This window comes from Variovorax nivicola, from assembly GCF_051216475.1.
Taxonomy (GTDB): Bacteria; Pseudomonadota; Gammaproteobacteria; order Burkholderiales; family Burkholderiaceae_C; genus Variovorax.
On sequence record NZ_JBPJZK010000004.1, the window covers coordinates 634,710 to 659,115 of the forward strand.

The window sequence follows — 24,406 nt, forward strand, 5'->3', positions numbered from 1 at the left end:
CAGCGCGACAAATCGAAAAGCAAGCTTTCATCTAGTCGAGCTTGCCGGTGTCTGCCTTCGCGCGAATCAGGTTTAACAGCAGGGTGTCGCGCGCGGCTTCGAGGTCGGCCGTACGTCGAGTGCCCAGTTCCTCGGCCACGCCCTCCGCCACCTTCTGCTTGAGCTCGGCTGTCATCGACGGCGCGCCCAAGTCCTTCCACCAGTCTTCGATTGGCCCACCCAGGTGCGCGAGCACATGCTCGATGCCACCCGTGCCACCCGAGAGATGCAGGTTCATGAACGGTCCCATCACCGCCCAGCGCAGGCCCGGTCCGTGCGCGATGGCCGTGTCGATGTCGGCCACGCTCGCTACGCCTTCGTCGACGAGATGGAAGGCCTCGCGCCACAGCGCGGCCTGCAACCGGTTCGCGATGTGGCCTTTCACCTCGCGCTTCACGTGGATCGGCCGCTTGCCGATGGCAGCATAGAACGCCATCGTGCGCTCGATGGCCTCGGCCGAGGTCTGCTCGCCGCCGATCACTTCCACCAGCGGAATCAGGTGCGGCGGGTTGAACGGATGCCCCAGCACCACGCGCTGCGGATGCGCGCAGCCCGATTGCACGCCGCTGATCGCCAGGCCCGACGAGCTCGACGCGAGGATGGTGTCCGGCGGCGCGGCCGCGTCCATGCGGCGGAACAGGTCGATCTTGAAATCCATGCGCTCGGGGCCGTTCTCCTGCACGAAGTCGGCCACGGACACCGCGTCTTCCAGGCTGTCGTGGAAGCGCAGGCGATCCACCGAAGCACCTTCGGACAAACCGAAGCGCTCCAGCGTCGGCCAGTGCTGCGCCACCGCAGCGCGCAGCCGGTCTTCGGCACCGGGTGAGGGATCGGTCGCGTTCACGTCGAGCCCGTGCGCGAGAAAGTATGCGACCCAGCTCGCACCGATCACGCCGGTGCCGACCACCGCCACGCGTTTGACGTCCAAGGATGTGCTCATGTCGATTTCCACCGCACGCAGCGGCTCTCTGCCTTCGTCGTCCATGCGGCCTCGCCGCGGATCGGCTCGACCACCTTGTAGTAGTCCCATGGTTCCTTCGACTCGGCCGGCGTCTTCACCTGCATCAGGTGCATGTCGTGCACCATCAGCCCGTCGTCGCGCAGCCAGCCGCCCTTGACGAACATGTCATTGAACTTCGTCTTGCGCAACTGCGCCATCACCTTGTCGGCATCGTCGCTGCCCGCGGCCTTCACGGCCTGCAGGTATTGCAGCGCGGCCGAGTAGTCGCCGGCATGGAAGGAGGAGGGCATGCGCTTGTGCTTGTCGAAGAAGCGGCGCGCCCACTCGCGCGCCTCGGGGCTCTGGTTCCAGTACCAGCTGTCGGTGAGGTACATGCCCTGCGAACTCTTCAGGCCCAGCGCATGCACGTCGTTGATGGTGATGATCATGCCGGCCAGCTTCATGTTCTTGCTGATGCCGAACTCCGCCGCCGACTTGATGGCATTCACCGTGTCGCCGCCCGCATTGGCGAGTGCCAGCACCTGTGCCTTCGAGCTCTGCGCCTGCAGCATGAACGACGAGAAATCGCTCGCACCCAGCGGATGCTTCACCGAGCCCGCCACCGTGCCGCCGCTGGCCTGCACGATCTTGGCCGCGTCGTTCTGCAGCGCCGCGCCGAAGGCGTAGTCGGCCGTCACGAAGTACCAGCTCTTGCCGCCCGCCTTGACCACCGCGCTCGCGGTGCCGCGCGCCATGGCCACCGTGTCGTAGGCGTAGTGCACCGTGTAGGGCGAGCAGTACTCGTTGGTGAGGCTCGACGCGCCGGAGCCCACCACGAAGTACGGCTTCTTCTTGTCGGCCGCCACGCCGGCCATCGCAATGGCAGCGCCCGAGTTGACGCCGGCGATCAGCATGTCGACCTTCTGCACGTCGAACCACTCGCGTGCCTTCGCTGCGGCGATGTCGGGCTTGTTCTGGTGGTCGGCCGTGACCAGCTCGATCTTCTTGCCGTCGATGGCCCCGCCCATGTCTGCAATGGCCATGCGGATGGCCTCGGCGCCGGCCGGGCCGTCGTAGTCGCGGTAGATGCCCGACATGTCGCTGATGAAGCCGATGCGTATCGTGTCGTCGGACACCTGGGCCGAGGCGCTTGCTGCGAAAGCCGCGCCCAGGGCGAGGGCCAAAGCGGTGCGGGAAATGTTCATGTGCTTGTCTCCGTTCGTTCGTTGTTCGGGTGTTTCTTCGTCGTCAGCCCAGTGCGAACTCGGGCCGCGGCGTGCCCACGCGCGGCAGGCCCATCATCTGCCGCGCCTCGGCCGGCGTGGCTACCTCCATGTCGAGCTCGCGTATCACCCGCACGATGCGCTCGGTGAGCTGAACGTTGGTGGCCAGCTCGCCTTGGCGAAAGTAGAGGTTGTCTTCCAGCCCCACGCGCGCATGGCCGCCCAGCAGCAGCGCCGCCACGTTGGCTTCGAGCTGCGAGGGGCCGATGCCGCTCACGCAGAAGATGCTGCCCTTGGGCAGGGTGTCGACCATCATCTGCAAAAAGCGCGGCGAGTAGGGCATCGCGTTCTGGAAGTTGCGATGCACGTTCATCACCAGGTTGACGAAGTAGGGCTCGTCGTCGTGGCCTTCGTCGATCAGCGTGGTCGTGTCCTGCAGGATGTGCGTGGGGCTGAACACCTCCCACTCGGGCTTGATGCCGCGCGCCTTCATGCCGGCTGCCAGCTCGCGACCGCGGGTGATGGGCGTGTCCATCAGGATCTGCTTGCCCTCGAAGCTCAGGTTGAGCGTGGTGGCGTCGAGCGTGCACATCTCGGCGCCGGCGTCCATGCCCTTGATGCGCTCTTCCCACGCGATTTCCCAGCGCTCGCCGGCCAGCGGCTTCACCATGTCGCCGTGCACGCCGCCGCCGGTGGAGTTGTTGATGACGATGTCGCTGCCGCCTGCGCGGATACGGCTGTTGATGTCGCGGTACACGTCGGCGTTGCAGGTGGCGCCGTCGTCCGGGCGGCGCGCATGGATGGCCACCACGCTGGCACCGGCGTTCCAGCAGCGCAGCACATCGGCGGCGATTTCGGCGGGCTGGGTGGGGAGGTGGGGGTTCTGCGACTTGTGCGCCATGCCGCCGGTGGGGGCGATGGTCACGATCACTTTGCGCTTCGACATGGTCGGGGGCTCCTGGTGTCTGTCATGGGGGCGCGCAATTATTTTTTTGAACGCGTTTGTACTCAGTCATCGCGACGACATTTGGGGGCAGGGTTTACGCTGCGCCAGCGGCTAAAGTCACCCGTGCGCCATCGAGCGCATCCAAGGAGAACCAATGAAAAAACTACTGCCCATCCTTCTGGCTGCCTCGGCAGCGCTGGCCTCGACATGGACCGCTGCGCAACCCGCAGCGGCCCCCACCACCTGCGAAGCCAAGCGCGAGGCCATCGGCCGTGACATCGAAGACGCCAAGGCCAGGGGCCAGAAGCAGCGGCTGCGCGGGCTGGAAAAGGCGCTGAGCGAGGTGCGCAGCAACTGCACCGAAGCGAAGCTGGCAGCAGAGCATCAGAAGCGCATCCGCGCCCAGGAGCGCGAAGTGGCGAAACGTGAACGCGACCTGCGCGACGCCCAGCGCAATAGCGGCGCCGACAAGGTGGCCAAGCGCGAAGACAAGCTGCGTGAAGCGCAGGCGGAACTGCAGCAGCTCAAGGGCGCACAGTAAAAAAGCAGAAGGCTGTAGGGGGCGCGCTGCGCCACCCCGTTTTCAAATCCCATGCCCACGACCAAGCCGACCCCCCAGGCGGCATCGCTGACGATTCCGCAACTGCTGCAAGGCTCGGCCTGGTTCCCGCTGCTCGACGTGAGCGCGGGCGAGCGCGTGCTCGACGAGATGCGCGAGGTCGAGGTCGCGGCCGGCGCCGCGCTGTGCCGGCGCGGCGACATACCGGAGCACTGGTACGGCACGCTCGAAGGCCTGCTCAAGTGGTCGATCACCTCGAGCGACGGACGCTCCGTGACCTTCGGCGGCCTCTCGGTGGGCAGCTGGTTCGGCGAAGGCACGCTGCTGCGCGCGCTGCCGCGCTCGGCCGACATCATCGCGCTGCGGCCGAGCCGCGTGGCGCAGCTTCCGCTCGAAACCTTCGAGTGGCTGCACCGCACGCAGCGCGGCTTCGACCACTTCCTGCTGCAGCAGATCAACGAGCGGCTGCACTGGTTCATGGGCAACTACGCGGCGCACCGCCTGCTCGATGCCGACAGCCAGGTGGCGCGCGCACTGGCGGGGCTGTTCCACCCGTGGCTGCATCCGGGCAGCGAGCCGCATCTGCAGACCTCGCAGGAAGAGATTGCGAATCTCTCGGGCGTGTCGCGTCAGCGGTGCAATGCGGCGTTGAACCGGTTGAAGGAAGCGGGCTTTCTGCGCATCGAGTACGGGGGCATCACCGTGATCGATCTGGAAGGGCTGCGGCGCTTCATCCAGGAGTAGCAGCGGCGGCCGCACTCAGCGACAGGCAAAACTCGCAGCCTTCGTCACATCGCCACCCAGGTACGCGATCTTCTTCGGATAGGTGCACAGCGGCCGGCTCGTCGACTTGTCGGCGTTCTGCAGCACCAGGCCGTCCGGCGTCACGCCTTTCTCGACCCAGTCGGTCAGTGCCGTGAACAGCTGATTCGGCGCCGGCAGCGGCGGGTTGGCCGCGGGGCTCGTGCCCGCGAGGCCGTTGACCGAGCCCACGCCTGCGCAGTGGCCCATCGCCGGGATCTCCACATAGCGGTAGAACTTCTGCAGTGCGTCGATGCCGCCCATCGCCTTGGCCGCGCGCTCGTAGTAGTTGGCAGTGCCCGAGTTCGCGATCAGCGGGTCGGCCAGCCCGTGGTACGTCAGCAGCTTGGCGCCGCGGTCGCGAAAGCGCGCGAGGTCGGGGTTGTCGGCGTTGATGTTCGCGAACGCGGTCTGCAGCGCCTTGCCGCGGTCGCTGGCGTTGGCAAGCTGCGCGTACGAGAGCCCCTTCCACTTGTCCGCGCCGTTGCCCGTGGCGTTGATGAAGCTCGGCGTTGCGATCGTCGGGTCTTGCAGGTTCAGCGCCACCTGGTGCGCGGCGATGGGGAAGGGGTTGGGCACGCCGCCCGTCGAGTCGGCCAGCGAGAGGCCGGGCGCGCCGGGGCTGTTGAGTGAAGTGCCGCGCGTGAGGCCGTACCAGAGCTGGTTCGATGCCAGCGTGGCGCCGTAGCCGACGTCGCTTGCGGGCGCCGGCACGCTGCCGTCGCGCGTCTGGCCGTACCAGATCTTGTTGACGGCCTGCGCCTGCACCGTGCTCAGGCAGGCGGCGGTGGCGTTGGTGCCGCCGCTGCCGGTGCACAGCACGGCCGTGTCTTGCGCGGGGTCGTACTTGCAGGCGGCGGGGTCGCTGATGAAGCCGTCGTGCTGTCCGGTGAGTGTGCTGTCGCAGGCACTCACCGCCGCGGAAGACACGAGCGTCATCTGGTCCGGCGTGAGTGGCGTGCCGCCGAGGTCGCGCTGCATCACGACCTGCGGGTACAGCTCGCCGGTGATGAAGGTGGTCCAGTTGATCGCGCTGTTGCCGGCCAGGATGCCGTCGAAGTCGTCGGGGTTCACCTGTGCCTGCATGTGGCCCTGGCGGCCGCCGGTGGAGCAGCCGTCCCAGTAGGCGTACTTCGCGTCGCGCTGGTAGAAGCCGGCCGCAAGCGCCTTGGTCTTGACGGCCATCTGGTGGATGCCGCGGCTCGCGAAGTCGGTCCATAGCGTGGTGTTGACGGTGCCGTCGGGGTTCATGGCGAAGGAGCCATCGACTGAAGGCACCGGCGCCTTCGAGGCGTGGCCCGCATCGGTCACCGCGCTCACCGAGCCTTCGCCCACCGCGATCGCGGCCGCGTTCCCGCCGCCGATCCTGGTCGTGGCACTGATGCCCGAGTCGCCCACGAAGCCGCCGCCGCCGAGCACGCGGACGCGGTTGTTCCATTGCGCCGCGGACGGCAGCCACACCTCGATGCCGATGCCCGGCGAAGTCGAGGGCGCATCGGCTGGCCCGGCATGACCCGGCCCCACGTTGAGCTTAACCATGCACACGTCGCTGGCCGCCAGCGTGCCCGAAGCCTTGCCGTCGAGGTTCAGGTCGTCGCCTTTCCTGAACTGCTTCACCACAGTCACGGTGGTGTCGGCGTCGGGCTTGAAGGCGGTCTTCAGGCTTTCGTCGCAGGCCAGGGCCACCGGCGCGGCGGGCGGTGGCGGCGCTGCGGGAACGAAGGGCAGCACCGCGGTGCCCGACGAACCGCTGCCGCCGCATGCGGCGAGCAACGCCGCGGCGGCGATCGCGCTCAGGCAGCAGGCGGCCGCCATATGCGCTGCACCGCGTTGCTCTCGTTCGTTGGGGATGGGCATTGGCGTGGGCATCTTCTCGTCTCCTGTTGTGTAGAGACATGAATTTGCCCTCGCACCTCGCGGCGGTCTATCGACATGCGATCACCGCTTGCGGGATCCTTTCACTCCGCACCGGGACTTACCCGCGCCGCGCGCGTGCCGGCGTGGTGCCCACCAGCTGGCGGAACACCTGCGTGAAATGCGCCTGGCTCGAAAAGCCCACGACCTGCGCGATCTCCGCGAGCGACAGGCTGCCGCCGAGCAGCGACAGCGCATGGCGCACGCGCTGCTCCGTCACGTAGCGGTATGGCGTCGCGCCGGTGCTGGCGCGAAAGAGCCGCGTGAAATGCACCGCGCTCATGTGCAGCTCGGCCGCGAGCTCGTCGATGCCGAAGTCCTCGGCCAGGTGCTGCATGACCCAGTCGTACACCCTGCGCAGGTCGCTCTGCGAGAGCCGCCCGCGCGGGCGCCGGCTGTTCCCCGCGCAGCCATAGCGGTTCTGCAGATAGCTCGCGAGCGCCATCGACAGGCCCTGCGCATGCAGGCGGCCCGAAGTGCAGCCGCGCTCCACTTCGTCGCGCATGGCGACGATCAGCGCCGACAGCGTCGCGTCGGTGGTCGACAGGTGTGTCTGCAGGTGCAGCTCGCCGTCGCCCTCGGGCATGAGGCTGCGCAGCGCCTCTGGGCGGATCTCGATGCCGATCGTCTCGGCGAGCTCGCCGGTCCACGCTGCGCGGTCGACCTCGTAGCCCTGCTCGAAGATAAACATGTCACCCGGGCGGGCCTCGAAAGGATGGATGCGGCGGCCCCGCGTCATCGCACCCTTCACGTGGCCGCGCACGCACAGGCCGAGCAGCGGATGCGGGTTGTAGCAGGCCGGGTTCTCGCCGTCGCCCGCTATCTCGCGCACCTCCAGCGCGAAGCCCTGCCATGGCGTGGCCTGCGCGTTCACCAGCATCCTGCCGTCGTGGCGCAGGGGCTTGCCCGAGGCGTCCAGGAGGCAGATTTCGCGTGTCATTGCATTGCCTGCGAGGGCGCAAGAAACCGCGTGCGCGGCCCCTACACGCCGAGCAGTTCCTCCAGCACATGCGGCTCGGCCAGCAAGTCGGCCGAGGCTCCGTGCCGCACGATCTGCCCCTTCTCCATCACCACCGCAAGATCGGTGTGCGCCAGCACCTTGCGGTAGTCGCGATCCACGATCAGCGTCGCAATGCCGGTCGCGCGGATCTCGCCGATCACGCGCCAGATCTCGGCCACGATCAGCGGGGCCAGGCCTTCGGTGGCTTCGTCGAGGATCAGCAGGCGCGGGTTGGTCATGAGCGCGCGGCCGATGGACAGCATCTGCTGCTCGCCGCCCGACAGCTGCTGGCCGCCGTGCGACAGTCGCTCCGACAGGCGTGGAAAGGTCGCCATCACGCGGTCGAAGGTCCATTCGCGCCGGCCGTCGATGCCGGCGCGCTCGCTCATCACGAGGTTCTCGCGCACCGACAGGTTCGGGAAGATGCCGCGCCCCTCGGGCACGTAGCCGATGCCCAGTCGCGCCATTTTCTCGGGCGGCAGGCCGGTGACGGTGCGGCCGTCGACCTGCACTTCGCCGGAGGCGGGGCGCACGTAGCCCATCATCGTGCGGATCAGCGTGGTCTTGCCCATGCCGTTGCGCCCGAGCAGGCCGACCGAGGTGGCCGCCGGAATGCCGGCGTGCACGCCGCGCAGGATGTGGCTGTTGCCGTAGTAGGTGTTGAGGTCGCGGACGATGAGCATGTCAGTGGTCTTCTCCGAGGTAGGCGGTGCGCACTTCGGGGTTCTCGCGAATCTCTTTGGGGTTGCCTGTGGCGATGACGGTGCCATTCACCATCACCGTGATGCGGTCGGCAATGCGGAACACCGCGTCCATGTCGTGTTCCACCAGCAAGATGGCATGCGTGGTCTTCAGCCGCGCGAGCAGCGTGAGCATGCGGTCGGTTTCTTCCGCGCCCATGCCGGCGAGCGGCTCGTCGAGCAGCAGCACGCGCGGGTTGGTGGCCAGGCACATCGCCACTTCGAGCTGTCGCTGCGCGCCGTGGCTCATGGTGCCGGCGATGCGGTGCGCTTCGTGGGCGAGGCCGGCGGCTTCGAGCGCTGCATCGGCCGATGCGTTGCTGGTGGCGCAGTCTTGCGACGATTGCCAGAACGCCCAGGGCTTTGGCGTTGCGGCTTGCGCGGCGAGCCGGCAGTTCTCGTGCACGCTGAACTCCGGGAAGATCGTCGTGCGCTGGTAGCTGCGGCCCACGCCGTCGCGCGCGCGCTTCGACTGGGCGCGGCCGGTGATGTCCACGCCGTCGAGCGCGATGCGGCCTTCGGATGCCTCGATCTCGCCGGAGAGCATGTTGATGAGCGTCGACTTGCCCGCGCCGTTGGTGCCGATCACCGCGTGGACTTCGCCGACGTGCAGGTCGAGCGTGACCGCGTTGACGGCCGTGAGGCCACCGAAGCGGCGCGTGAGGCCTTCGACGGAAAGCAGTGCGGTCGTCATGCGGCCCCCTTCGGCGACAGGCGTTGCACGAGTCCGATCAGCCCCTTGGGCAGCAGAGCCACGAACACGATGATCGTCAGCCCCAGCGTCAGCTGCCAGTGGTCCGCGAGCGGGCCCATCACCGCGTGCGTCGAGAAGATTTCCTTCAGCAGCGTGAACGCGATGGCGCCGATCACCGCGCCGCGCAGATGGCCGAGCCCACCGAGGATCACCATCAGCAGCACTTCGCCCGAGTTGTGCCAGGCCATCAGCTCCGGGTTGACCACGCCGTCGCGCGAGGCCAGCAGAAAGCCCGCGAGCCCGGCCAGCGCACCTGCCAGCACGAAGGCCGCGAGCTTGTAGCCGTACACCGCGAAGCCCGCCGCGCGCATGCGCTGCTCGTTCACGCGGATGCCCGCCAGCGCCGCGCCGAAGCGCGAGCGGCGAATGAGCGCCAGCAGCCCGTAGGTGAACACCAGCGACGCCAGCACCACGTAGAACAGCACCGTGCGGTTCTCCATGTCGAGCGCGCCGATGGCGGGGCGCACGTACATGTAGATGCCGTCGCTGCCGCCGCCGACCTTGGTGTCGTGGAACACGAAGAAGGCCATCTGCGCGAAGGCCAGCGTCACCATGATGAAGTACACGCCGCGCGTACGCAGGCTCAGGGCGCCGACGAAGAGAGCGTAGAGCGCCGCCGCGCCCATGGCCAGCGGCAGCAGCAGCGCGAAGTTGCCGCCCTCGCTGCCCGAGGCGAGCACGGTCACGTAAGCGCCGATGCCGTAGAACGCCGCATGGCCCAGGCTCACGAGGCCCGTCATGCCGACCAGCAGCTCCAGGCTCAGCGCGAAGATCGATAGGATCATCACCTTCACGATGAAGTCCGACGCATAGTTGCCCAGCAACGGGCCGGCAATGCCGATGGCCACTGCGCAGGCCAAGGGCAGGAGGAACGCGCCTTTTTTCATGGTCGTCATGGCCGCCTCCCCATCAGCCCCTCGGGCTTCCATATGAGCACGATGGCCATCAGGAGATAGATGCCGATGCCGCTCAGGTCAGCGAAGAACACTTTGCCGAAGGTGTCGACGAAGCCCACCAGCAGCGAGGCCACCAGCGCCCCCGTGATCGAGCCGATGCCGCCGATCACCACCAGCACGAAGCAGATGATGAGCACGCTCGCACCCATGTTCGGATACACCGAGGACATCGGCGCGGCGATCATGCCGGCCAGCGCCGCGAGCGCAACGCCGGCCGCGAACACGATGCGGTAGAGCCGCTTCACGTCGATGCCCAGGCCGCGCACCATGTCGCGGTTGCTCGCGCCAGCGCGGATCATCATGCCCAGCCGCGTGCGGTTGACCACCCAGTACAGGCCCACGGCCAGCACGATGCAGGCGGCCGAGGCGAAGAGGCGGTACCACGGGTAGCTCATGACGTTGCCCAGCGCAAAGCTGCCGTCGAGCCACGCGGGCACCTTCACGCCGTGCACGTCGTTGCCCACGAGGATGGAGCGCAGTTCCTCGAACACCAGGATCAGGCCGTAGGTCATCAGCACCTGCTGCAGATGGTCGCGCTGGTAGAGGTAGCTGAAGAATGCCCATTCGAGCAGGTAGCCGAACACGGCCGCCAGCACCACGCCGGCCACCAGCATCAGCAGGAACTGGTCGCCGAAGAGCGGCGCGAGCGCGAACGCCATGTACGCGCCGATCATGTAGAAGCTGCCGTGGGCGAGGTTGATGACGCCCATGATCCCGAAGATCAGCGTCAGCCCCGAGGCCACGAGGAAGAGCAGGAGTCCGTACTGAACGGAGTTCAGGCACTGGACCAAGAAGGTTCCGAAATCCACCGTGTGAGATCCCAGTTGATTGTGGTTGCCGCAAGGCGGCTCGCGGCCCGTGAACTCAGTCGAGGGCCGCGAGGGAACGAGACAAACGAAGGGCCTGTGGTCCGCTTACATCCGGCAGCCGCGTGCTGGGTCGGCCAAGCCCTTCAGCGCGATGCTCACCAGCTTGTTCTCCTTGCCATCCACCTTGCGCAGGTAGATGTCCTGCACCGGGTTGTGCGACTTGCTCATCGTGAACGTGCCGCGCGGGCTGTCGATCTTCGCCTTCTCGATGGCAGCGGTGAACTCGGCCTTCTTGCCGATGTCGCCCTTGGTGGCGGCAAGGCCCACGCCCAGCATCTGTGCCGCGTCGTAGCCCTGCACGGCGTACACATCGGGCTGCAGCTTGAAGGCCTTGGCATAGCCGACGCGGAAGGCGTTGTCGCGCGCCGTGTTCAAGCCGTCGGCGTAGTGCAGCGTGGTCAGCATGCCTTGCGCCGATTCGCCTTGCGCGTCGAGCGTGCCGTCGGTCAGGAAGCCGGGGCCGTACAGCGGAATGGTCTTGTTCAGGCCCGCGGCCTGGTAGTCCTTCACGAACTTCACCGCGCCGCCGCCAGCGAAGAAGGCATACACCGCATCGGGCTTGGCCGCCGCGATCTCGGTCAGCAGCGCCTGGAACTCCACGTTGGGGAAGGGCAGCGTGAGTTGCTTGTCGACCTTGCCGCCGTTCTTCTCGAAGCCTTCCTTGAAGCCGTTGACCGATTCGTCGCCGGCCGCGTATTTCCAGGTGATGGTCATTGCCTTCTTCTTGCCCTGCTGCTTGGCCGCCACTTCGCCCATGGCGAAGGCTGGCTGCCAGTTGCTGAACGAGCTGCGGAAGATGTTGGGCGCGCACATCGGGCCGGTCACGGCGTCGGCGCCGGCATTCGGCACGATCAGCACGGTGCCGCTTTCCTTCGCGGCCTTGGCCATGGCCATGGCCACGCCCGAGTGCACGGTGCCGACGATCACGTCGACGTTGTCGCGCTTGATGAGCTTGTTGACGTTGTCGGTGGCCTTGGCGGGGTCGGACTCGTCGTCGACCTTGAAGTATTCGATCTCGCGGCCGGCGAGCTTGCCGCCCTGCTCGTCAACGTAGAGCTTGAAGCCGTTCTCGATGGCCACGCCCAGGGCGGTGTAGGTGCCGCTGTAGGGCAGCATCAGGCCGACCTTGAGCTTGCCGGTGCCCTGGGCGCCAGCGGCCGAGGCCAGCGCGGCGAAGGCGATGGCCGTGAGAGCCAGTCGGGCGGTGCGCACGGAGGTGGGAAGGGTCATGGTGTCTGTCTCCTGTTTTTGGTGATGAAAGAAGTGGCCGCGACGATGACACGATCCGGCTGATCGCGATGCGGGGAATGCCCGCATTCAGGGATTTCGAGCAGCTCGCAACCACTGACGCGCGCAGCGATGTCGCGGATCTGCGCGAGCGTGCCGTACTCGTCGTCGATGCCCTGCACGGCGAGCACGGGGCAGCGGATGGTGTCGAGCTCTTCCTCGATGTTCCAGTCGCGAAATGGCGGGTGCAGCCAGATGCGGTTCCAGCCCCAGAAGGCGGAGTCGGCGCTGTCGTGGTAGCGGCCCAGCTTCTTCGGCAGGTCGGTGCCCAGGTATGCGGTGCGGGCGATCTCGATGTTCGCGACGGTCTTGTCTTCCACGAAGATGTGCGGGGCGAGCACGACCAGGCCTTCGACTTTTTCAGGAAAGCGCGAGGCGTACAGCAGCGCGATCGAGCCGCCGTCGCTGTGGCCGAAGAGCCAGGGCTTGACGTCGTCGAGCCCCAGCGCGGTGAAGAGGGCAGGCAGCACCTCGTGCGCCTGGCGGTGCATGAAGTCGACGTCCCAGATCTCGTCGTCGGCGCGCGGGGTGGAGCGGCCGTAGCCGGGGCGCGAGAAGACCAGGCCTCGCGCGTTGGCGGCTTCGCAGACTTGCGCGGGGAAATCCTTCCACATGGCGACGGAGCCGAGGCCTTCGTGCAGGAACACGATCAGCGGGGCGTCGGTGCGTTCGGCGGCGATCCACTGGCATTCGATGCGCACCGTGCGGTCGCGCCAGTCGATGGTGGCGAACTCGGGCGTGCTCATGCCTGTTTCTCGCGCTCGCGCTCGCGCAGCCGGAAGCGCTGGATCTTGCCCGTCGCCGTCTTCGGCAGCTCGCTCACGAACTCCAGGAAGCGCGGGTATTTATATGGCGCGAGGCGTTCCTTGACGAAGGCCTTCAGCTCTTCCTCGGTTGCCGCGCTGCCGTCCTTCAGCACCACGAAAGCCTTGGTCTTGGTGAGTCCTTCGGCGTCTTCCTTGCCGATGACCGCGGCTTCGAGCACGGCCGGATGCTGCATCAGCGTGGCCTCGACCTCGAAGGGCGACACGTAGATGCCGCTGACTTTCAGCATGTCGTCGCTGCGACCGGCGTAGGTGAAGTAGCCATCGGCGTCGCGGGTGTACTTGTCGCCGCTCTTGGTCCAGCCGCCCTGGAAGGTCTCGCGCGACTTCTCGCGGTTGGCCCAGTACATCAGTGCCGAGCTGGGGCCGCGGATGTAGAGGTCGCCCACTTCGCCGTCGGGCACCGGGCGGCCGTCTTCGCCGCGCAGCTCGACCTCGTAGCCGTCGACCGGCTTGCCGGTGGTGCCGTAGCGGATGTCGCCGGGGCGGTTGGAGATGAAGATGTGCAGCATCTCGGTCGAGCCGATGCCGTCGATGATCTCGCAGCCGAAGTGCGCCTTGAAGCGCTGAGCGATCTCGCCCGGCAATGCTTCGCCGGCCGACGAGCACATGCGCAGCGCCACTGCCTCGCGGGCCGGCAGTTTGGGCGATGCGAGCATGCCGGCGAAGCCCGTGGGCGCGCCGAAGAACACGGTGGGCTTGTGCTCCACCCATCGGCGGAAGGTGGCGTCGGGTGTGGGCCGCTCAGCCATCAGCACGACGGTGGCGCCGACGGAGAGCGGGAAGGTCAGCGCATTGCCCAGGCCGTACGCGAAGTACATCTTCGCGGCCGAGAAGCACACGTCGTTCTCGTTGAGGTCGAGCACGGGCTTGCCGTAGAGCTCGGCCGTCCACCACAGGTTGGCGTGCGTGTGGACCGTGCCCTTGGGCTTGCCGGTGGAGCCGGAGGAGTACAGCCAGAAACCCGGGTCGTCGGAGGCAGTGCTCACGGGCGATGCCAGGGGCTCGACGGCGGCGAGCGCGGCATCGAATTCTTTCGCGCCCTCGGGCAAGGCGCCCGTGGGCTGCGACACGATCAGCGTGTGCACTTCATGCCCGCCGCGCGCCATCGCCTCCTGCAGCGTGGGCAGCAGCGCACCCGACACCAGCACCGCCTGCGCGCGGCTGTGGTCGAGCATGTAGGCGTAGTCGTCTGGCGTGAGCAGTGTGTTGACTGCCACCGGTACGACGCCGGCATAGAGGCTGCCGAGAAAGCTCACAGGCCAGTCGTTGCCGTCGAGCATCAGCAGCAGCACGCGCTCTTCGCGGCGGATGCCTGCGGCCTTCAATGCGGCGGCCAGCCGGCGCGCGCGCTCTTCGAGCTGGCCGTAGCTCAGCGTGCCGCGGTCGTCGATGTAGGCGGTGCGCCCGGCGCGGCCACGGTTGAGGGCGAACAGATGCTCGGCGAAGTTGAATCGTGTGGGCAGGGTCATGGTCTTGTCTCCTTCGGCCGTGTTCTTGTTTGTTCTAGAGGCCGAGCGCGGCGATGACGCCGGGGCTCGCCTGCACCGCGCTGCGGCGGTGATAGAAATCGAGCGCGCGCAGCCCGCCGAGCTCGGCGCCGCCGCCCGCGCGGCCGGGGCCGCCGTGCAGCGACATCGGCATCACGTTGCCGTGGCCGGTGTGGGCCTGTGCCACTTCGGGGGTGATGACGTGCACGCGGCCATGGCTTGGCGCGACCGACAGCGCGGCTTGCGCCAGAGCTGCGTCGTCGCTGCCATATAGAGATGTGACGAGCGAGCCCTGGCCGCGATGCGCGAGCGCGATGCCGTGCGCGAGGTCGCGGTACGGAAGCAGCGTGGCGACGGGGCCGAACACTTCGACGTCGTGCACGCGCTGTGCCGCATCGGCATCGCGCGCGCCCAGCAGAACGGGGCCGATGCAGGCGGCCACGGCCGGATCGGCATCGACGAGGGGCTTGTTGCGGCCATCGTGCAGCACGGTCGTTTGCGCGGCCAGCGCGTCGAGCCCTTCGCGCACTGCGTTCAGCTGCGCGCGGCTCACGAGCGAGCCCATGCGCACGCTCTCGTTGCGCGGATTGCCGACCGTGATGCCCGCGAGCTTGGCGCCGATGGCTTCGGCGGCCGCGTCGTACAGCTCCGCCGGCACCAGGATGCGGCGGATGGCGGTGCATTTCTGGCCCGACTTCACCGTCATCTCGCGCACCACTTCGCGCACGAGCAGGTTGAAGGCTTCGCTGCCGGGCGCGGCGCTGGGCAGCAGCAGGGCGCTGTTGAGGCTGTCGGCCTCGATGTTCACGCGCACCGAGCGTTCGGCCACGGCGGGGTGCGAGCGGATCACGGCTGCCGTCTCGGCCGAACCGGTGAACGAGGCCACGTCGAAGGGTTGCAGCGCATCCATCAAACCGGCCGAGCTGCCGCAGACGACGGAGAGCGCACCGGCGGGCAGCACACCCGCATCGACCACGTCCTTCACCATGCGCTGCGTGAGCCAGGCGGTGGCCGTGGCGGGCTTCACGATCACCGGCACGCCCGACAGCAGCGCGGGCGCGGCCTTTTCCCACAAGCCCCATGACGGGAAGTTGAAGGCGTTGATGAACAGCGCCACGCCGTGCGTCGGCACTTGCAGGTGCTGCGACTGGAACACCGGCTCCTTGCCGAGCTTGACTGCTTCGCCGTCGCGCAGTGCGCGCACGTCGCCGAGCGCGTCGCCCCACTTCGCGTACTGGCCGATCGTGAAGATCGCGCCGTCGATGTCGACGGCCGAGTCGTTCTTCACCGTGCCGGAGTTGGCGGTGGCGGTCTCGTAATAAGCATCGCGGTTGGCTTGCAGCACCTTCACGACGGCTGCGAGCAAGGCTGCGCGCTGGCGGTAGGTGAGGGCGCGCAGCGCCTGGCCGCCCTGTTCGCGTGCAAAGGCAAATGCGGCGGGCAGGTCGAGGCCAGTGGCGTCGACGCGCGCGAGCTCGGTGCCCAGCACCGGGTCGAACAGGGGCGTGCCGGCGCCCGACCCGCTTTGCCAGCGGCCGGCGACGTAGTTGGAAAGAAGCTCGGTCATTGGGTGAACTTGATCTGCCCTTCGGGCAGCAGATAGAGAACGAGCGCGCGGCCACTGGCCACGGTCGGGCGGTGCGCTGTGCCGGGCCCGTAGACGCACCAGCCCGCGGGCCGTCCGTCGAAGGTGGCAGCGCTGTCGTCGAGCGGCATGATCAGGTCGATCTCGCCGTTCGGATGCGTGTGGTGCGGACCGGCGATGTCCTGCATGTCGACCACGTCGACCGAGAAGCGGTGCAGGGCGTCTTCGGCCTTGAAGACGCGGCCATATTTGATGCCGCCGCCTTCGCGCTCGCACAACCAGCCTTCGGCCACGCCGCCGATGCAGGCCTGGCGCAGTTGTTCGAAGCTGGCGCTGCCCGCGCCGTGGGTGGCGTTGAGCCACTGGTCGAGGGCGCCGTCGAGCGGCCTGCCGGCAATCTCGGCGGTCAGGCCGGCGATCAGCTGGTGAAATGCTTCCTTGCCGGTGGCGGGAGTGCTGCTGTCGGACATCGTGGGGCCTCGAACTTTGGAACTACCTTGCAGGATCACTGCGCGTGCAGTATCTTGCGTGTGGCCGAACAATAAGCATCGAGACAATGAGTGTCAAGCAATATAGTGCATCTATGGTGTTTACCCTGAGCGCGCACAATCCCGGCGAAGAACGAGGAATTGCATGAATGAGCATGTAGACGCGGGGCTGGCCGCCGCGCTGGAAAGCGGCAATGGCGCCCAGGGCCACGCCGTCGCCGGGGAGGCGAAGAATCCGCTGCTGGTGGCGCTGGGCGATCGTGTGCGCAACCTGCGCGCGCAACGCGGCCTCACGCGCAAGGCCGTGGCCATTGCGGCCGACGTGTCGGAGCGCCACCTGGCCAATCTCGAATACGGCATCGGCAACGCCTCGATCCTGGTGCTGCAGCAGGTGGCCGGTGCGCTGCACTGCTCGCTGGCCGAGCTGGTGGGCGACGTGACGACCAGCTCGCCCGAGTGGCTGCTGATCCGCGAACTGCTCGAGAACCGCAGCGAAGCCGACCTGCGCCGCGTGCGCGTGGCGCTCGGCGAGCTGCTGGGCACCGCCTCGGTCGACCCGGCGCGGCACCGGCGCATCGCCCTCGTGGGCCTGCGCGGAGCGGGCAAGTCGACGCTGGGGCAGATGCTGGCCGAAGACCTGGAGCTGCCCTTCATCGAGCTGAGCCGCGAGATCGAGAAGCTTGCGGGCTGCAGCGTGCGCGAGATCCACGACCTGTACGGCACCAACGCTTACCGCCGCTACGAGCGCCGCGCGCTCGAGGAGGCCGTGCAGATCTACAGCGAGGTGGTCATCGCCACGCCCGGCGGCATCGTGTCCGACCCGGCCACCTTCAACGAACTGCTCGCGCACTGCACCACCGTGTGGCTGCAGGCCGCGCCCGAGGAGCACATGGGCCGCGTGGCCGCGCAGGGCGACACCCGCCCGATGGCGGCCAGCAAGGAAGCGATGGAAGACCTGCGCCGCATCCTGAACGGCCGTGCCGCCTTCTATTCGAAGGCCGACCTGTCGGTGGATACCAGCGGCAAGACGCTGTCGCAGAGCTTCCAGGCGCTGCGCTCCGTCGCTCGCCAGTCCATGGGACTGGTCTAGGCGCCTGAAATCTGAAAAAAAGCGCTACAGGCATTGACTTGCCTTATCGCATGCAGCATGATGCATGTCATCGGAGCAAGAAAGTGCATTATCTTTCCTGTTCACGGTTTCCGAACACTGCCCCACAGGAGACTTCCGCATGACCGACACCACCACGCTCCAGGCGCCTCCGCGCGTCGACTACCGCACGGAACCCGGCCAGTACCGCCACTGGTCGCTGAGCTTCGACGGCGCCATCGCGCGCCTCGTGCTCGACATTGCGGAAGACGGCGGCATCCGCCCCGGCTACAAGCTCAAGCTCAACAGCTACGACCTGGGCGTGGACATCGAGCTGAACGACGCGCTCAACCGCGTGCGCTTCGAGCACCCCGAAGTGCGCAGTGTGATCGTTACCAGCGGCAAGGACCGCATCTTCTGCTCGGGCGCCAACATCTTCATGCTCGGCGTCTCGGGCCATGCGTGGAAGGTCAACTTCTGCAAGTTCACGAATGAAACGCGCAACGGCATCGAAGACTCCTCGAAGCACTCGGGCCTGAAGTTCCTCGCGGCCGTGAACGGCGCCTGCGCTGGCGGCGGCTACGAACTGGCACTGGCCTGCGACGAAATTTTGCTGGTGGACGACCGCTCTTCGGCCGTGTCGCTGCCCGAAGTGCCGCTGCTCGGCGTGCTGCCCGGCACCGGTGGCCTGACCCGCGTAACCGACAAGCGCCACGTGCGCCATGACCTCGCCGACATCTTCTGCACCAGCGTCGAAGGCGTGCGCGGCCAGCGCGCGGTCGACTGGCGCCTGGTCGATGCCGTGGCCAAGCCCGCGCAGTTCGCTGCCGCTGTGCAGGAGCGCGCCTCGCAACTCGCCGCAGGCAGCGACCGCCCGGCCGGCGGCAAGGGCGTGGCCCTGACCCGCCTCGAGCGCACCGACAGCGCAGACGGCATCGCCTACTCGCACGTCAACGTGCAGATCGACCGCAGCAAGCGCACCGCCACGATCACCGTGAAGGCTCCGGCCGGCACGCAGCCGGCGGACATCGCCGCCATCGAAGCCGCGGGCGCCGCCTGGTGGCCGCTCGCGGTGTGCCGCGAACTCGACGACGCGATCCTCAATCTGCGCACCAACGAGCTCGACATCGGCACGTGGCTGCTCAAGACCGAAGGCGACGCCGCCGCCGTGCTCGCATCCGACGCCGTGATGCTCGCCAACAAGGACCACTGGCTGGTGCGCGAAACCATCGGCGCGCTGCGCCGCACGCTGGCGCGCCTGGACGTTTCTTCGCGCAGCCTGTTCGCGCTGGTCGAAGCCGGCTCGTGCTTCGCCGGCACGCTGGCCGAGCTGGCCTTCGCGGCTGACCGCACGTACATGCTCGCGCTGCCCGACGATGCCGACCGCGCGCCGAAGCTCGTGCTGAACGAATTCAACTTCGGCTTCTTCCCGATGGTGAACGACCAGAGCCGCCTGCAGCGCCGCTTCTATGAAGAGGCCGCGCCGCTCGAAGCCGCTCGCGCCGCCGCCGGCAAGGCACTCGATGCCGATGAGGCGCTGAAGCTCGGCTTGGTCACCGCCGCACCTGACGACATCGACTGGGACGACGAGATCCGCATCGTCATCGAGGAGCGCGCCGCCATGTCGCCCGACGCGCTTACCGGCCTCGAAGCCAACCTGCGCTTCGCGAGCAAGGAGAACATGGCCACCCGCATCTTCGGCCGGCTCACCGCCTGGCAGAACTGGATCTTCAACCGCCCCAACGCCGTTGGCGAGAAGGGTGCGCTCAAGGTCTACGGCACCGGCGAGAAAGCCGGCTTCGACATGAACCGCGTCTGATACCGCAGTCCGTACAACCCAAGGAACAACGATGAGCACGATCAACTACAGCGAGAAGATCCCCAACAACGTCAACCTCGGCGAAGACCGCACGCTGCAGCGCGCGCTCGAAGGCTGGCAGCCCAACTTCATCAACTGGTGGGACGACGTGGGCCCCGAAGGCTCCACCAACCACGAGGTGTACCTGCGCACGGCCGTGAGCGTCGACCCGCAGGGCTGGGCCCAGTTCGGCCACGTGAAGATGCGCGACTACCGCTGGGGCATCTTCCTGAACCCGGGCGACGCCAACCGCGAAGTTCACTTCGGCGACCACAAGGGCGAGAAGGCCTGGCAGGACGTGCCCGGCGAACACCGCGCCAACCTGCGCCGCATCATCGTGACGCAGGGCGACACCGAGCCCGCTTCGGTCGAGCAGCAGCGCCACCTGGGCCTCACGGCGCCAAGCATGTACGACCTGCGCAACCTGTTCCAGATCAACGTGGAAGAAGGCCGCCACCTGTGGGCGATGGTCTACCTGCTGCACAAGCACTTCGGCCGCGACGGGCGCGAGGAAGCCGAAGCGCTCTTGCAGCGCACTTCGGGCGACGAGAACAACCCGCGCATCCTGGGTGCCTTCAACGAACGCACGCCTGACTGGCTCGCGTTCTTCATGTTCACGTACTTCACCGACCGCGACGGCAAGTTCCAGCTCTCGGCGCTGGCCGAAAGCGCGTTCGATCCGCTGGCGCGCACCACGAAGTTCATGCTGACCGAAGAAGCGCACCACATGTTCGTGGGCGAGAGCGGCGTGTCGCGCGTCATCGCGCGCACCGCGCAGGTCATGAACGAGCTGAAGACCGACGACGCGCAGAAGGTGCGCGCCGCAGGCTGCATCGACCTGGGCACCATCCAGCGCTACCTGAACTTCCACTACAGCGTGACCATCGACCTGTTCGGCGCCGACCAGTCGAGCAACGCCGCCATCTTCTACAGCTCGGGCCTGAAGGGCCGCTACGAAGAAGGCAAGCGCACCGACGACCACATCCTCAAGGGCCAGACCTACAAGGTGCTGGAAGTGAAGGAAGGCCAGCTCGTCGAGAAAGACGTGCCGATGCTCAACGCGCTCAACGAAGTGCTGCGCGACGACTTCATCAAGGACTCGGTGGCCGGCGTCGGCCGCTGGAACAAGGTGCTGGAAAAGGCCGGCATCCCGACCCGCCTGGTCGTGCCGCACAAGGCCTTCAACCGCCAGATCGGCGCGCTCGCCGGCATCAAGATGTCGCCCGAAGGCCGCGTGGTGAACGAAGTCGAATGGGCCGCCAAGCGCGACGAATGGCTGCCGAGCGCCGAAGACTTCGCTTTCGTGGCATCGTTGATGGGCCGCGTGGTGGAGCCGGGCAAGTTCGCAGGCTGGATCTCGCCGCCTGTCATGGGCATCAACCGCCAGCCCGTGGACTTCGAATACGTGCGTTTCGGCTGAGCGCCTGGATATGAATCCCTCGTCCCCACGGCGAGGGGATGGAGAACAACATGGACATGGCCGTTGAAGCCGGGGTCATCAAGCAGCACCTGATCGACCCCGAGATCTGCATCCGCTGCAACACCTGCGAGGCCACCTGCCCCGTCAACGCGATCACGCACGACGACAACAACTACGTCGTGCGTGCCGACGTTTGCAACGGCTGCATGGCCTGCATCTCGCCGTGCCCGACGGGCTCGATCGACAACTGGCGCACGATGCCGCTTGTGCGCGCGTACACCATCGAGGAACAGCTCACCTGGGAATCGCTGCCCGCCGAGCTCTCGCCCGAAGAGCTGGAAGCGGCCGGCGTGTCCGCCGAAGCCGCTGGCGATGCCGAGGCCGCCGCGCCCGCACAGACCCAGGCGCAAGCCCAGGCCGCGGTCGAATCCGTGGAGCCGGCCTTCAACTCCGCGCAGTACGGCGCCACCGTGCCGCCCTGGTCGGCCGCACACGCCTACACCAACCTCTTTCCGCCGAAGACACCGACGACCGCCACCGTGGTCGGCAACTTCAACTGCACCGAGGCCGGCTTCGACAGCGAGACCCATCACATCGTGCTCGACTTCGGCGTGTTGCCCTTCCCGGTGCTCGAAGGCCAGTCGATCGGCATCGTGCCGCCGGGCGTGGACGCCATCGGCAAGCGCCACCATGCGCGCCAGTACTCGGTGGCCAGCCCGCGCAATGGCGAGCGGCCCGGCTACAACAACGTGTCGCTCACCGTGAAGCGCGTGACCGAAGACCACGAAGGCGAGCCGGTGCGCGGCGTGTGCTCCAACTACGTGTGCGACCTGAAGGTGGGCGACACGGTGCAGGTGGTGGGGCCCTTCGGCGCTTCGTTCCTGATGCCGAACCACCCCAGGTCGCACATCGTGATGATCTGCACCGGCACCGGCAGCGCACCGATGCGCGCCATGACCGAATGGCGCCGCCGGCTGCGCAAGAGCGGCAAGTTCGAGGGTGGCAAGCTGATGCTGTTCTTCGGCGCTCGCACGCAGCAGGAGCTGCCGTACTTCGGCCCGCTGCAGTCGCTGCCCAAGGACTTCATCGACATCAACCTCGCGTTCTCGCGCACGCCGGGCCAGCCCAAGCGCTATGTGCAGGACCTGATGCGCGAGCGCGCTGCCGACCTGGCCGCGCTGCTGAAAGACGGCAGCAGCCACTTCTACGTTTGTGGCCTCAAGAGCATGGAAGAGGGCGTGGTGCTCGCACTGCGTGACGTGGCGAAGGAAGCGGGGCTCGACTGGGACACCGTGGGCGCCGCGCTGAAGCGCGAAGGCCGCCTGCACCTCGAAACGTACTAAGCTGCGGCGGATGAAGTTCGCCGACTTCCATGCGGGCCAGGTCATCGAGGCTGGCCCTTACGTGCTCACCGAAGCCGAGCTCCTGCAGTTCGCGCGGGCCTACGACCCGCAGTGGTTTCACACCGATGCAGATGCCGCAGCCGGCAGCCCGTTCGGCGGGCTGATCGCCAGCGGCTGGCACACGTGCTCCATCGCGATGCGGCTGGTGGTCGGCGCGGCGCTCGCCGGCTCCGAGTCTTTTGCATCGCCGGGACTCGAGCATGTGCGCTGGCCCAACCCCGTGCGGCCCGGTGACGCGCTGCGGCTGGTGGCCGACGTGATCGAGGTGCGCCGCTCCGAAAAGCGTCCCACGCTCGGCATCCTGCGCTGGCGCTGGCGGCTCTTCAACCAGCGTGAACTGGTGGTGCTCGACGCGGAAGTCACCAGCCTGTTCAAGCTCAAGCTGGCCGACTGAGGTCTCATCAAAAAAGAAAAAGCCCGCAACGCACCAGCGCTGCGGGCTTTTTCTGGCTCGGCCGTTTGGCTGCTTACTTCTTGACGTCGACAGCGCCCGAGCCCTGGGCCTTGGCGCGGGCCTTGCCGCCGGCGCCTATCGGCGCCAGGCCGCCGGTGGCCGAGCCAGCGGCGCCGGTTGCGCCGTTCAGCGTGCTTCCCGCGGTGTTTGCCACGCCGCCAGCCGCATTCGTGGCACCGCTGACAGTGCCCGTGGCGCCACCCAGCACACCACCAACGGCGTTACCCACGCCCCCCGTCTGGTTGCCGGCCGCGTCGGTGGCGGCAGTGCCGGTACCCGTGGCACCGACGCCTGCCGCGGTGCTGCGCTGTGGAGAGCCGACGGCGCCCGAGGTGTTCACGTCTGCATTGACCCCCACGCCGACCCCGACGCTCTGCGCCTGGGCTGCGCCGCCGGTGGCCAGGATGCCTGCGAGCACGGCGCCGAGGAGGATGCGATTGTGTTGTTGTTGCTTCATGGGTGACTGTTCCTTTCGTAGCATGGTCACGATTTCAAGAACCGACCGAGGTTCGGCTGGTTCGGGTGCAACCATGGCCGGGCCGCCGTCTGTCGCCATGTGCGCGACAGTCGCCCACGCGTGTGGGAATCGGCTGTCGGCGGGATCGGGGGCTCATGCGTTGGCCCCAGCCAGCATCATGGCAGCAGATGCAGGCTGAAGAAAGCCGCTGTCTTGCGGTTCACTTCCGGCAGCACGCCGGCGCGGTCGAAACCCGGTGGGTCGTTCAGCATGTCGCCGATCAGCCCCGTGAGGCCCGGCGGCAGTGGCGACAGCAGCGAACCGTGTCCGGCGGTGGGCAAGTCGGCGATCAGTTCGCAGCGCGGCAGGCAGGCCACCAGCACCCGGTCGCTGTGAAAGCGCGGAATCAGCCAGCGGTCTTGCCGGGCGGTGATCAGCCCCAGCGGCACGCGCGGGTTGGCCAGCGAGGCCATGTCGAAATCGGCCGATGAAGGCACAGCCGCCGCAATGGCAGCGATGCGCGGGTCGGTGTGCTCGCGCGGGGTATCGTCGTCGAAGCGATGGCGAATGACCCATATCGCGGCCCATTTCTTCAGGCCGTCGAAAGGCCCGCCCGTCAGCCGCGTGATCAGGCCGACACAGGACTGGAAGTCGTCCACCAGGTTCGCCTCGCAATGCTGTTTGAACCCGGCCGGCGACCAGCGCCCGCCCGCGAGGCTCAGTGCCGTGTGCCCGCCGGCCGACATGCCGTACATGCCGACCTTGTCGAGCTGCAGCAGCGGCGCGAAGCGCGGGTCGCGCGCCACTGCGTCGATGGCGCGCGACACCTCGGCCGGGCGTATCGCCCAGCTGTCGGGGCCGGGGTTACTGTCGTCCTTGTAGTTGTCGGCCTTGTGCTCGGGCATGGCGACGATGAAGCCGGCGTCTACCAGGCTGCGCGCCAGGTCCACGTGCACCCACGGCGCGCCGCCGGAGCCGTGCGAGACGACGACCAGCCGGCCATTGCCGCGCACCGGCGCGCCCTGCGCCGCCACGTCGAGCGTGAAACGGGCGCGCCGGGTTGGCTGGGCAGCGTCGGCGGAGGGATAGAACACCGTGACCGGGCCGTCATCGGCCGCGGCCGCAAGCTCCGCCATGCCCATCGAGGCTTGCGCCCATCCGGACCACAAGGCCAGCAGGAAGATGAAATAGAAACGTCGTCGCATCGAACTCCTTGTCATCGGAGGCCCATGCCCCCGGCGACCCGGACGATGCCGCGGCGTGCCGGCCACGTCTTGCCGAAAGCCGCAAGCGCGGCTTTCGGCAAGAGATT

At 67.4% G+C, this 24,406-nt stretch carries 23 protein-coding genes; 7 read left to right on the plus strand and 16 right to left on the minus strand.

Features of this window, described 5'->3' with window-relative positions; all coding sequences use genetic code 11:
- Window positions 1–31: 31 nt before the first annotated feature.
- The 3 genes from ACSFBF_RS19760 to ACSFBF_RS19770 are packed head-to-tail and all read right to left on the minus strand — an operon-like array spanning window position 32 to window position 3,148.
- Window positions 32–979: a 3-hydroxyacyl-CoA dehydrogenase NAD-binding domain-containing protein gene (locus ACSFBF_RS19760; protein ID WP_435469863.1), complete on the minus strand. Its 948-nt coding sequence runs from the start codon at window positions 977–979 to the stop codon at window positions 32–34.
- A complete protein-coding gene (locus ACSFBF_RS19765) occupies window positions 976–2,184 on the minus strand; it encodes an ABC transporter substrate-binding protein (protein WP_435469865.1) in 1,209 nt (402 codons plus the stop codon). Before ACSFBF_RS19765 ends, ACSFBF_RS19760 begins: the two co-directional genes overlap by 4 nt.
- 43 nt (window positions 2,185–2,227) lie before the next feature.
- The gene (locus ACSFBF_RS19770) at window positions 2,228–3,148 is read right to left on the minus strand and encodes a beta-keto acid cleavage family enzyme (RefSeq protein WP_435469867.1); all 921 of its coding nucleotides are present in this window, start codon (window positions 3,146–3,148) and stop codon (window positions 2,228–2,230) included.
- Between the two features lie 154 nt (window positions 3,149–3,302).
- On the opposite strand from ACSFBF_RS19770, the gene ACSFBF_RS19775 reads away from it, so the two are divergent.
- Together ACSFBF_RS19775 and ACSFBF_RS19780 are read left to right on the plus strand one after the other, a co-directional pair.
- The gene (locus ACSFBF_RS19775; RefSeq protein ID WP_435469869.1) at window positions 3,303–3,689 is read left to right on the plus strand and encodes a DUF1090 domain-containing protein; all 387 of its coding nucleotides are present in this window, start codon (window positions 3,303–3,305) and stop codon (window positions 3,687–3,689) included.
- A gap of 51 nt (window positions 3,690–3,740) precedes the next feature.
- A complete protein-coding gene (locus ACSFBF_RS19780) occupies window positions 3,741–4,451 on the plus strand; it encodes a Crp/Fnr family transcriptional regulator (protein WP_435469871.1) in 711 nt (236 codons plus the stop codon).
- Between the two features lie 15 nt (window positions 4,452–4,466).
- Here ACSFBF_RS19780 and ACSFBF_RS19785 read toward each other — a convergent pair whose 3' ends face one another.
- From ACSFBF_RS19785 to ACSFBF_RS19835, 11 genes are all read right to left on the minus strand, one after another.
- On the minus strand, window positions 4,467–6,377 hold the full coding sequence (locus tag ACSFBF_RS19785) for a tannase/feruloyl esterase family alpha/beta hydrolase (protein WP_435469873.1): 1,911 nt from the start codon (window positions 6,375–6,377) through the stop codon (window positions 4,467–4,469).
- Window positions 6,378–6,483: 106 nt separating this feature from the next.
- Entirely contained in the window at window positions 6,484–7,362 is an 879-nt protein-coding gene (locus ACSFBF_RS19790; protein WP_435469875.1) for a helix-turn-helix domain-containing protein, read from the minus strand.
- A 41-nt stretch (window positions 7,363–7,403) separates the two neighbouring features.
- On the minus strand, window positions 7,404–8,105 hold the full coding sequence (locus ACSFBF_RS19795) for an ABC transporter ATP-binding protein (protein ID WP_435469877.1): 702 nt from the start codon (window positions 8,103–8,105) through the stop codon (window positions 7,404–7,406).
- Between the two features lies 1 nt (window position 8,106).
- On the minus strand, window positions 8,107–8,856 hold the full coding sequence (locus ACSFBF_RS19800; protein WP_435469879.1) for an ABC transporter ATP-binding protein: 750 nt from the start codon (window positions 8,854–8,856) through the stop codon (window positions 8,107–8,109).
- Window positions 8,853–9,812 carry a branched-chain amino acid ABC transporter permease gene (locus tag ACSFBF_RS19805; protein WP_435469881.1) on the minus strand — a complete coding sequence of 320 codons (960 nt, stop codon included), beginning with the start codon at window positions 9,810–9,812 and terminating at the stop codon, window positions 8,853–8,855. Before ACSFBF_RS19805 ends, ACSFBF_RS19800 begins: the two co-directional genes overlap by 4 nt.
- Complete coding sequence (locus ACSFBF_RS19810; RefSeq protein ID WP_093057064.1) at window positions 9,809–10,681, minus strand: branched-chain amino acid ABC transporter permease; 873 nt, start codon at window positions 10,679–10,681, stop codon at window positions 9,809–9,811. The genes ACSFBF_RS19805 and ACSFBF_RS19810 overlap by 4 nt, the downstream gene beginning before the upstream one ends.
- Window positions 10,682–10,786: 105 nt before the next feature.
- Window positions 10,787–11,971: an ABC transporter substrate-binding protein gene (locus ACSFBF_RS19815; RefSeq protein ID WP_435469883.1), complete on the minus strand. Its 1,185-nt coding sequence runs from the start codon at window positions 11,969–11,971 to the stop codon at window positions 10,787–10,789.
- Window positions 11,968–12,774, minus strand: a complete 807-nt coding sequence (locus tag ACSFBF_RS19820; RefSeq protein ID WP_435469885.1) for an alpha/beta fold hydrolase — start codon at window positions 12,772–12,774, stop codon at window positions 11,968–11,970. Before ACSFBF_RS19820 ends, ACSFBF_RS19815 begins: the two co-directional genes overlap by 4 nt.
- Window positions 12,771–14,324, minus strand: a complete 1,554-nt coding sequence (locus ACSFBF_RS19825; RefSeq protein WP_435469887.1) for a benzoate-CoA ligase family protein — start codon at window positions 14,322–14,324, stop codon at window positions 12,771–12,773. Before ACSFBF_RS19825 ends, ACSFBF_RS19820 begins: the two co-directional genes overlap by 4 nt.
- Before the next feature lie 34 nt (window positions 14,325–14,358).
- A complete protein-coding gene (locus ACSFBF_RS19830) occupies window positions 14,359–15,909 on the minus strand; it encodes a 3,4-dehydroadipyl-CoA semialdehyde dehydrogenase (protein WP_435469889.1) in 1,551 nt (516 codons plus the stop codon).
- Window positions 15,906–16,397: a DUF4863 family protein gene (locus tag ACSFBF_RS19835; RefSeq protein ID WP_435469891.1), complete on the minus strand. Its 492-nt coding sequence runs from the start codon at window positions 16,395–16,397 to the stop codon at window positions 15,906–15,908. The genes ACSFBF_RS19830 and ACSFBF_RS19835 overlap by 4 nt, the downstream gene beginning before the upstream one ends.
- Window positions 16,398–16,560: 163 nt before the next feature.
- Between ACSFBF_RS19835 and ACSFBF_RS19840 the strand changes: the two genes are divergently transcribed.
- The 5 genes from ACSFBF_RS19840 to ACSFBF_RS19860 all read left to right on the plus strand — a co-directional run bounded on the left by ACSFBF_RS19840 (window position 16,561) and on the right by ACSFBF_RS19860 (window position 22,577).
- Window positions 16,561–17,505, plus strand: coding sequence for a helix-turn-helix transcriptional regulator (locus tag ACSFBF_RS19840; RefSeq protein ID WP_435469893.1), 945 nt, complete (start codon window positions 16,561–16,563; stop codon window positions 17,503–17,505).
- 139 nt (window positions 17,506–17,644) lie between these two features.
- On the plus strand, window positions 17,645–19,321 hold the full coding sequence (gene boxC / locus ACSFBF_RS19845; protein WP_435469895.1) for a 2,3-epoxybenzoyl-CoA dihydrolase: 1,677 nt from the start codon (window positions 17,645–17,647) through the stop codon (window positions 19,319–19,321).
- A 31-nt stretch (window positions 19,322–19,352) separates the two neighbouring features.
- Window positions 19,353–20,780 carry a benzoyl-CoA 2,3-epoxidase subunit BoxB gene (boxB, locus tag ACSFBF_RS19850; protein WP_093174765.1) on the plus strand — a complete coding sequence of 476 codons (1,428 nt, stop codon included), beginning with the start codon at window positions 19,353–19,355 and terminating at the stop codon, window positions 20,778–20,780.
- Between the two features lie 50 nt (window positions 20,781–20,830).
- A complete protein-coding gene (gene boxA / locus ACSFBF_RS19855; RefSeq protein ID WP_435469898.1) occupies window positions 20,831–22,123 on the plus strand; it encodes a benzoyl-CoA 2,3-epoxidase subunit BoxA in 1,293 nt (430 codons plus the stop codon).
- 10 nt (window positions 22,124–22,133) lie between these two features.
- A complete protein-coding gene (locus ACSFBF_RS19860) occupies window positions 22,134–22,577 on the plus strand; it encodes a MaoC family dehydratase (RefSeq protein WP_435469900.1) in 444 nt (147 codons plus the stop codon).
- Window positions 22,578–22,650: 73 nt separating this feature from the next.
- Here the strand turns inward: ACSFBF_RS19860 and ACSFBF_RS19865 are convergent, their stop codons facing one another.
- Window positions 22,651–23,094, minus strand: coding sequence for an adhesin (locus ACSFBF_RS19865; protein WP_435469902.1), 444 nt, complete (start codon window positions 23,092–23,094; stop codon window positions 22,651–22,653).
- A 176-nt stretch (window positions 23,095–23,270) separates the two neighbouring features.
- Window positions 23,271–24,299, minus strand: coding sequence for an alpha/beta hydrolase family protein (locus ACSFBF_RS19870; protein ID WP_435469904.1), 1,029 nt, complete (start codon window positions 24,297–24,299; stop codon window positions 23,271–23,273).
- Window positions 24,300–24,406: the final 107 nt, after the last annotated feature.

What these genes read in the sequence shown, in the direction of transcription:
- ACSFBF_RS19860 (WP_435469900.1), top strand. Translation starts at nt 22,134, where the DNA reads ATGAAGTTCGCCGACTTCCATGCGGGCCAGGTCATCGAGGCTGGCCCT.
- ACSFBF_RS19820 (WP_435469885.1), bottom strand. Translation starts at nt 12,774, where the DNA reads ATGAGCACGCCCGAGTTCGCCACCATCGACTGGCGCGACCGCACGGTG.
- ACSFBF_RS19760 (WP_435469863.1), bottom strand. Translation starts at nt 979, where the DNA reads ATGAGCACATCCTTGGACGTCAAACGCGTGGCGGTGGTCGGCACCGGC.
- ACSFBF_RS19765 (WP_435469865.1), bottom strand. Translation starts at nt 2,184, where the DNA reads ATGAACATTTCCCGCACCGCTTTGGCCCTCGCCCTGGGCGCGGCTTTC.
- ACSFBF_RS19865 (WP_435469902.1), bottom strand. Translation starts at nt 23,094, where the DNA reads ATGAAGCAACAACAACACAATCGCATCCTCCTCGGCGCCGTGCTCGCA.
- ACSFBF_RS19825 (WP_435469887.1), bottom strand. Translation starts at nt 14,324, where the DNA reads ATGACCCTGCCCACACGATTCAACTTCGCCGAGCATCTGTTCGCCCTC.
- ACSFBF_RS19830 (WP_435469889.1), bottom strand. Translation starts at nt 15,909, where the DNA reads ATGACCGAGCTTCTTTCCAACTACGTCGCCGGCCGCTGGCAAAGCGGG.
- boxA (WP_435469898.1), top strand. Translation starts at nt 20,831, where the DNA reads ATGGACATGGCCGTTGAAGCCGGGGTCATCAAGCAGCACCTGATCGAC.
- ACSFBF_RS19790 (WP_435469875.1), bottom strand. Translation starts at nt 7,362, where the DNA reads ATGACACGCGAAATCTGCCTCCTGGACGCCTCGGGCAAGCCCCTGCGC.
- ACSFBF_RS19770 (WP_435469867.1), bottom strand. Translation starts at nt 3,148, where the DNA reads ATGTCGAAGCGCAAAGTGATCGTGACCATCGCCCCCACCGGCGGCATG.
- boxC (WP_435469895.1), top strand. Translation starts at nt 17,645, where the DNA reads ATGACCGACACCACCACGCTCCAGGCGCCTCCGCGCGTCGACTACCGC.
- ACSFBF_RS19775 (WP_435469869.1), top strand. Translation starts at nt 3,303, where the DNA reads ATGAAAAAACTACTGCCCATCCTTCTGGCTGCCTCGGCAGCGCTGGCC.
- ACSFBF_RS19780 (WP_435469871.1), top strand. Translation starts at nt 3,741, where the DNA reads ATGCCCACGACCAAGCCGACCCCCCAGGCGGCATCGCTGACGATTCCG.
- ACSFBF_RS19840 (WP_435469893.1), top strand. Translation starts at nt 16,561, where the DNA reads ATGAATGAGCATGTAGACGCGGGGCTGGCCGCCGCGCTGGAAAGCGGC.
- ACSFBF_RS19835 (WP_435469891.1), bottom strand. Translation starts at nt 16,397, where the DNA reads ATGTCCGACAGCAGCACTCCCGCCACCGGCAAGGAAGCATTTCACCAG.
- ACSFBF_RS19785 (WP_435469873.1), bottom strand. Translation starts at nt 6,377, where the DNA reads ATGCCCACGCCAATGCCCATCCCCAACGAACGAGAGCAACGCGGTGCA.
- ACSFBF_RS19815 (WP_435469883.1), bottom strand. Translation starts at nt 11,971, where the DNA reads ATGACCCTTCCCACCTCCGTGCGCACCGCCCGACTGGCTCTCACGGCC.
- ACSFBF_RS19805 (WP_435469881.1), bottom strand. Translation starts at nt 9,812, where the DNA reads ATGACGACCATGAAAAAAGGCGCGTTCCTCCTGCCCTTGGCCTGCGCA.
- ACSFBF_RS19795 (WP_435469877.1), bottom strand. Translation starts at nt 8,105, where the DNA reads ATGCTCATCGTCCGCGACCTCAACACCTACTACGGCAACAGCCACATC.
- ACSFBF_RS19800 (WP_435469879.1), bottom strand. Translation starts at nt 8,856, where the DNA reads ATGACGACCGCACTGCTTTCCGTCGAAGGCCTCACGCGCCGCTTCGGT.
- ACSFBF_RS19870 (WP_435469904.1), bottom strand. Translation starts at nt 24,299, where the DNA reads ATGCGACGACGTTTCTATTTCATCTTCCTGCTGGCCTTGTGGTCCGGA.
- boxB (WP_093174765.1), top strand. Translation starts at nt 19,353, where the DNA reads ATGAGCACGATCAACTACAGCGAGAAGATCCCCAACAACGTCAACCTC.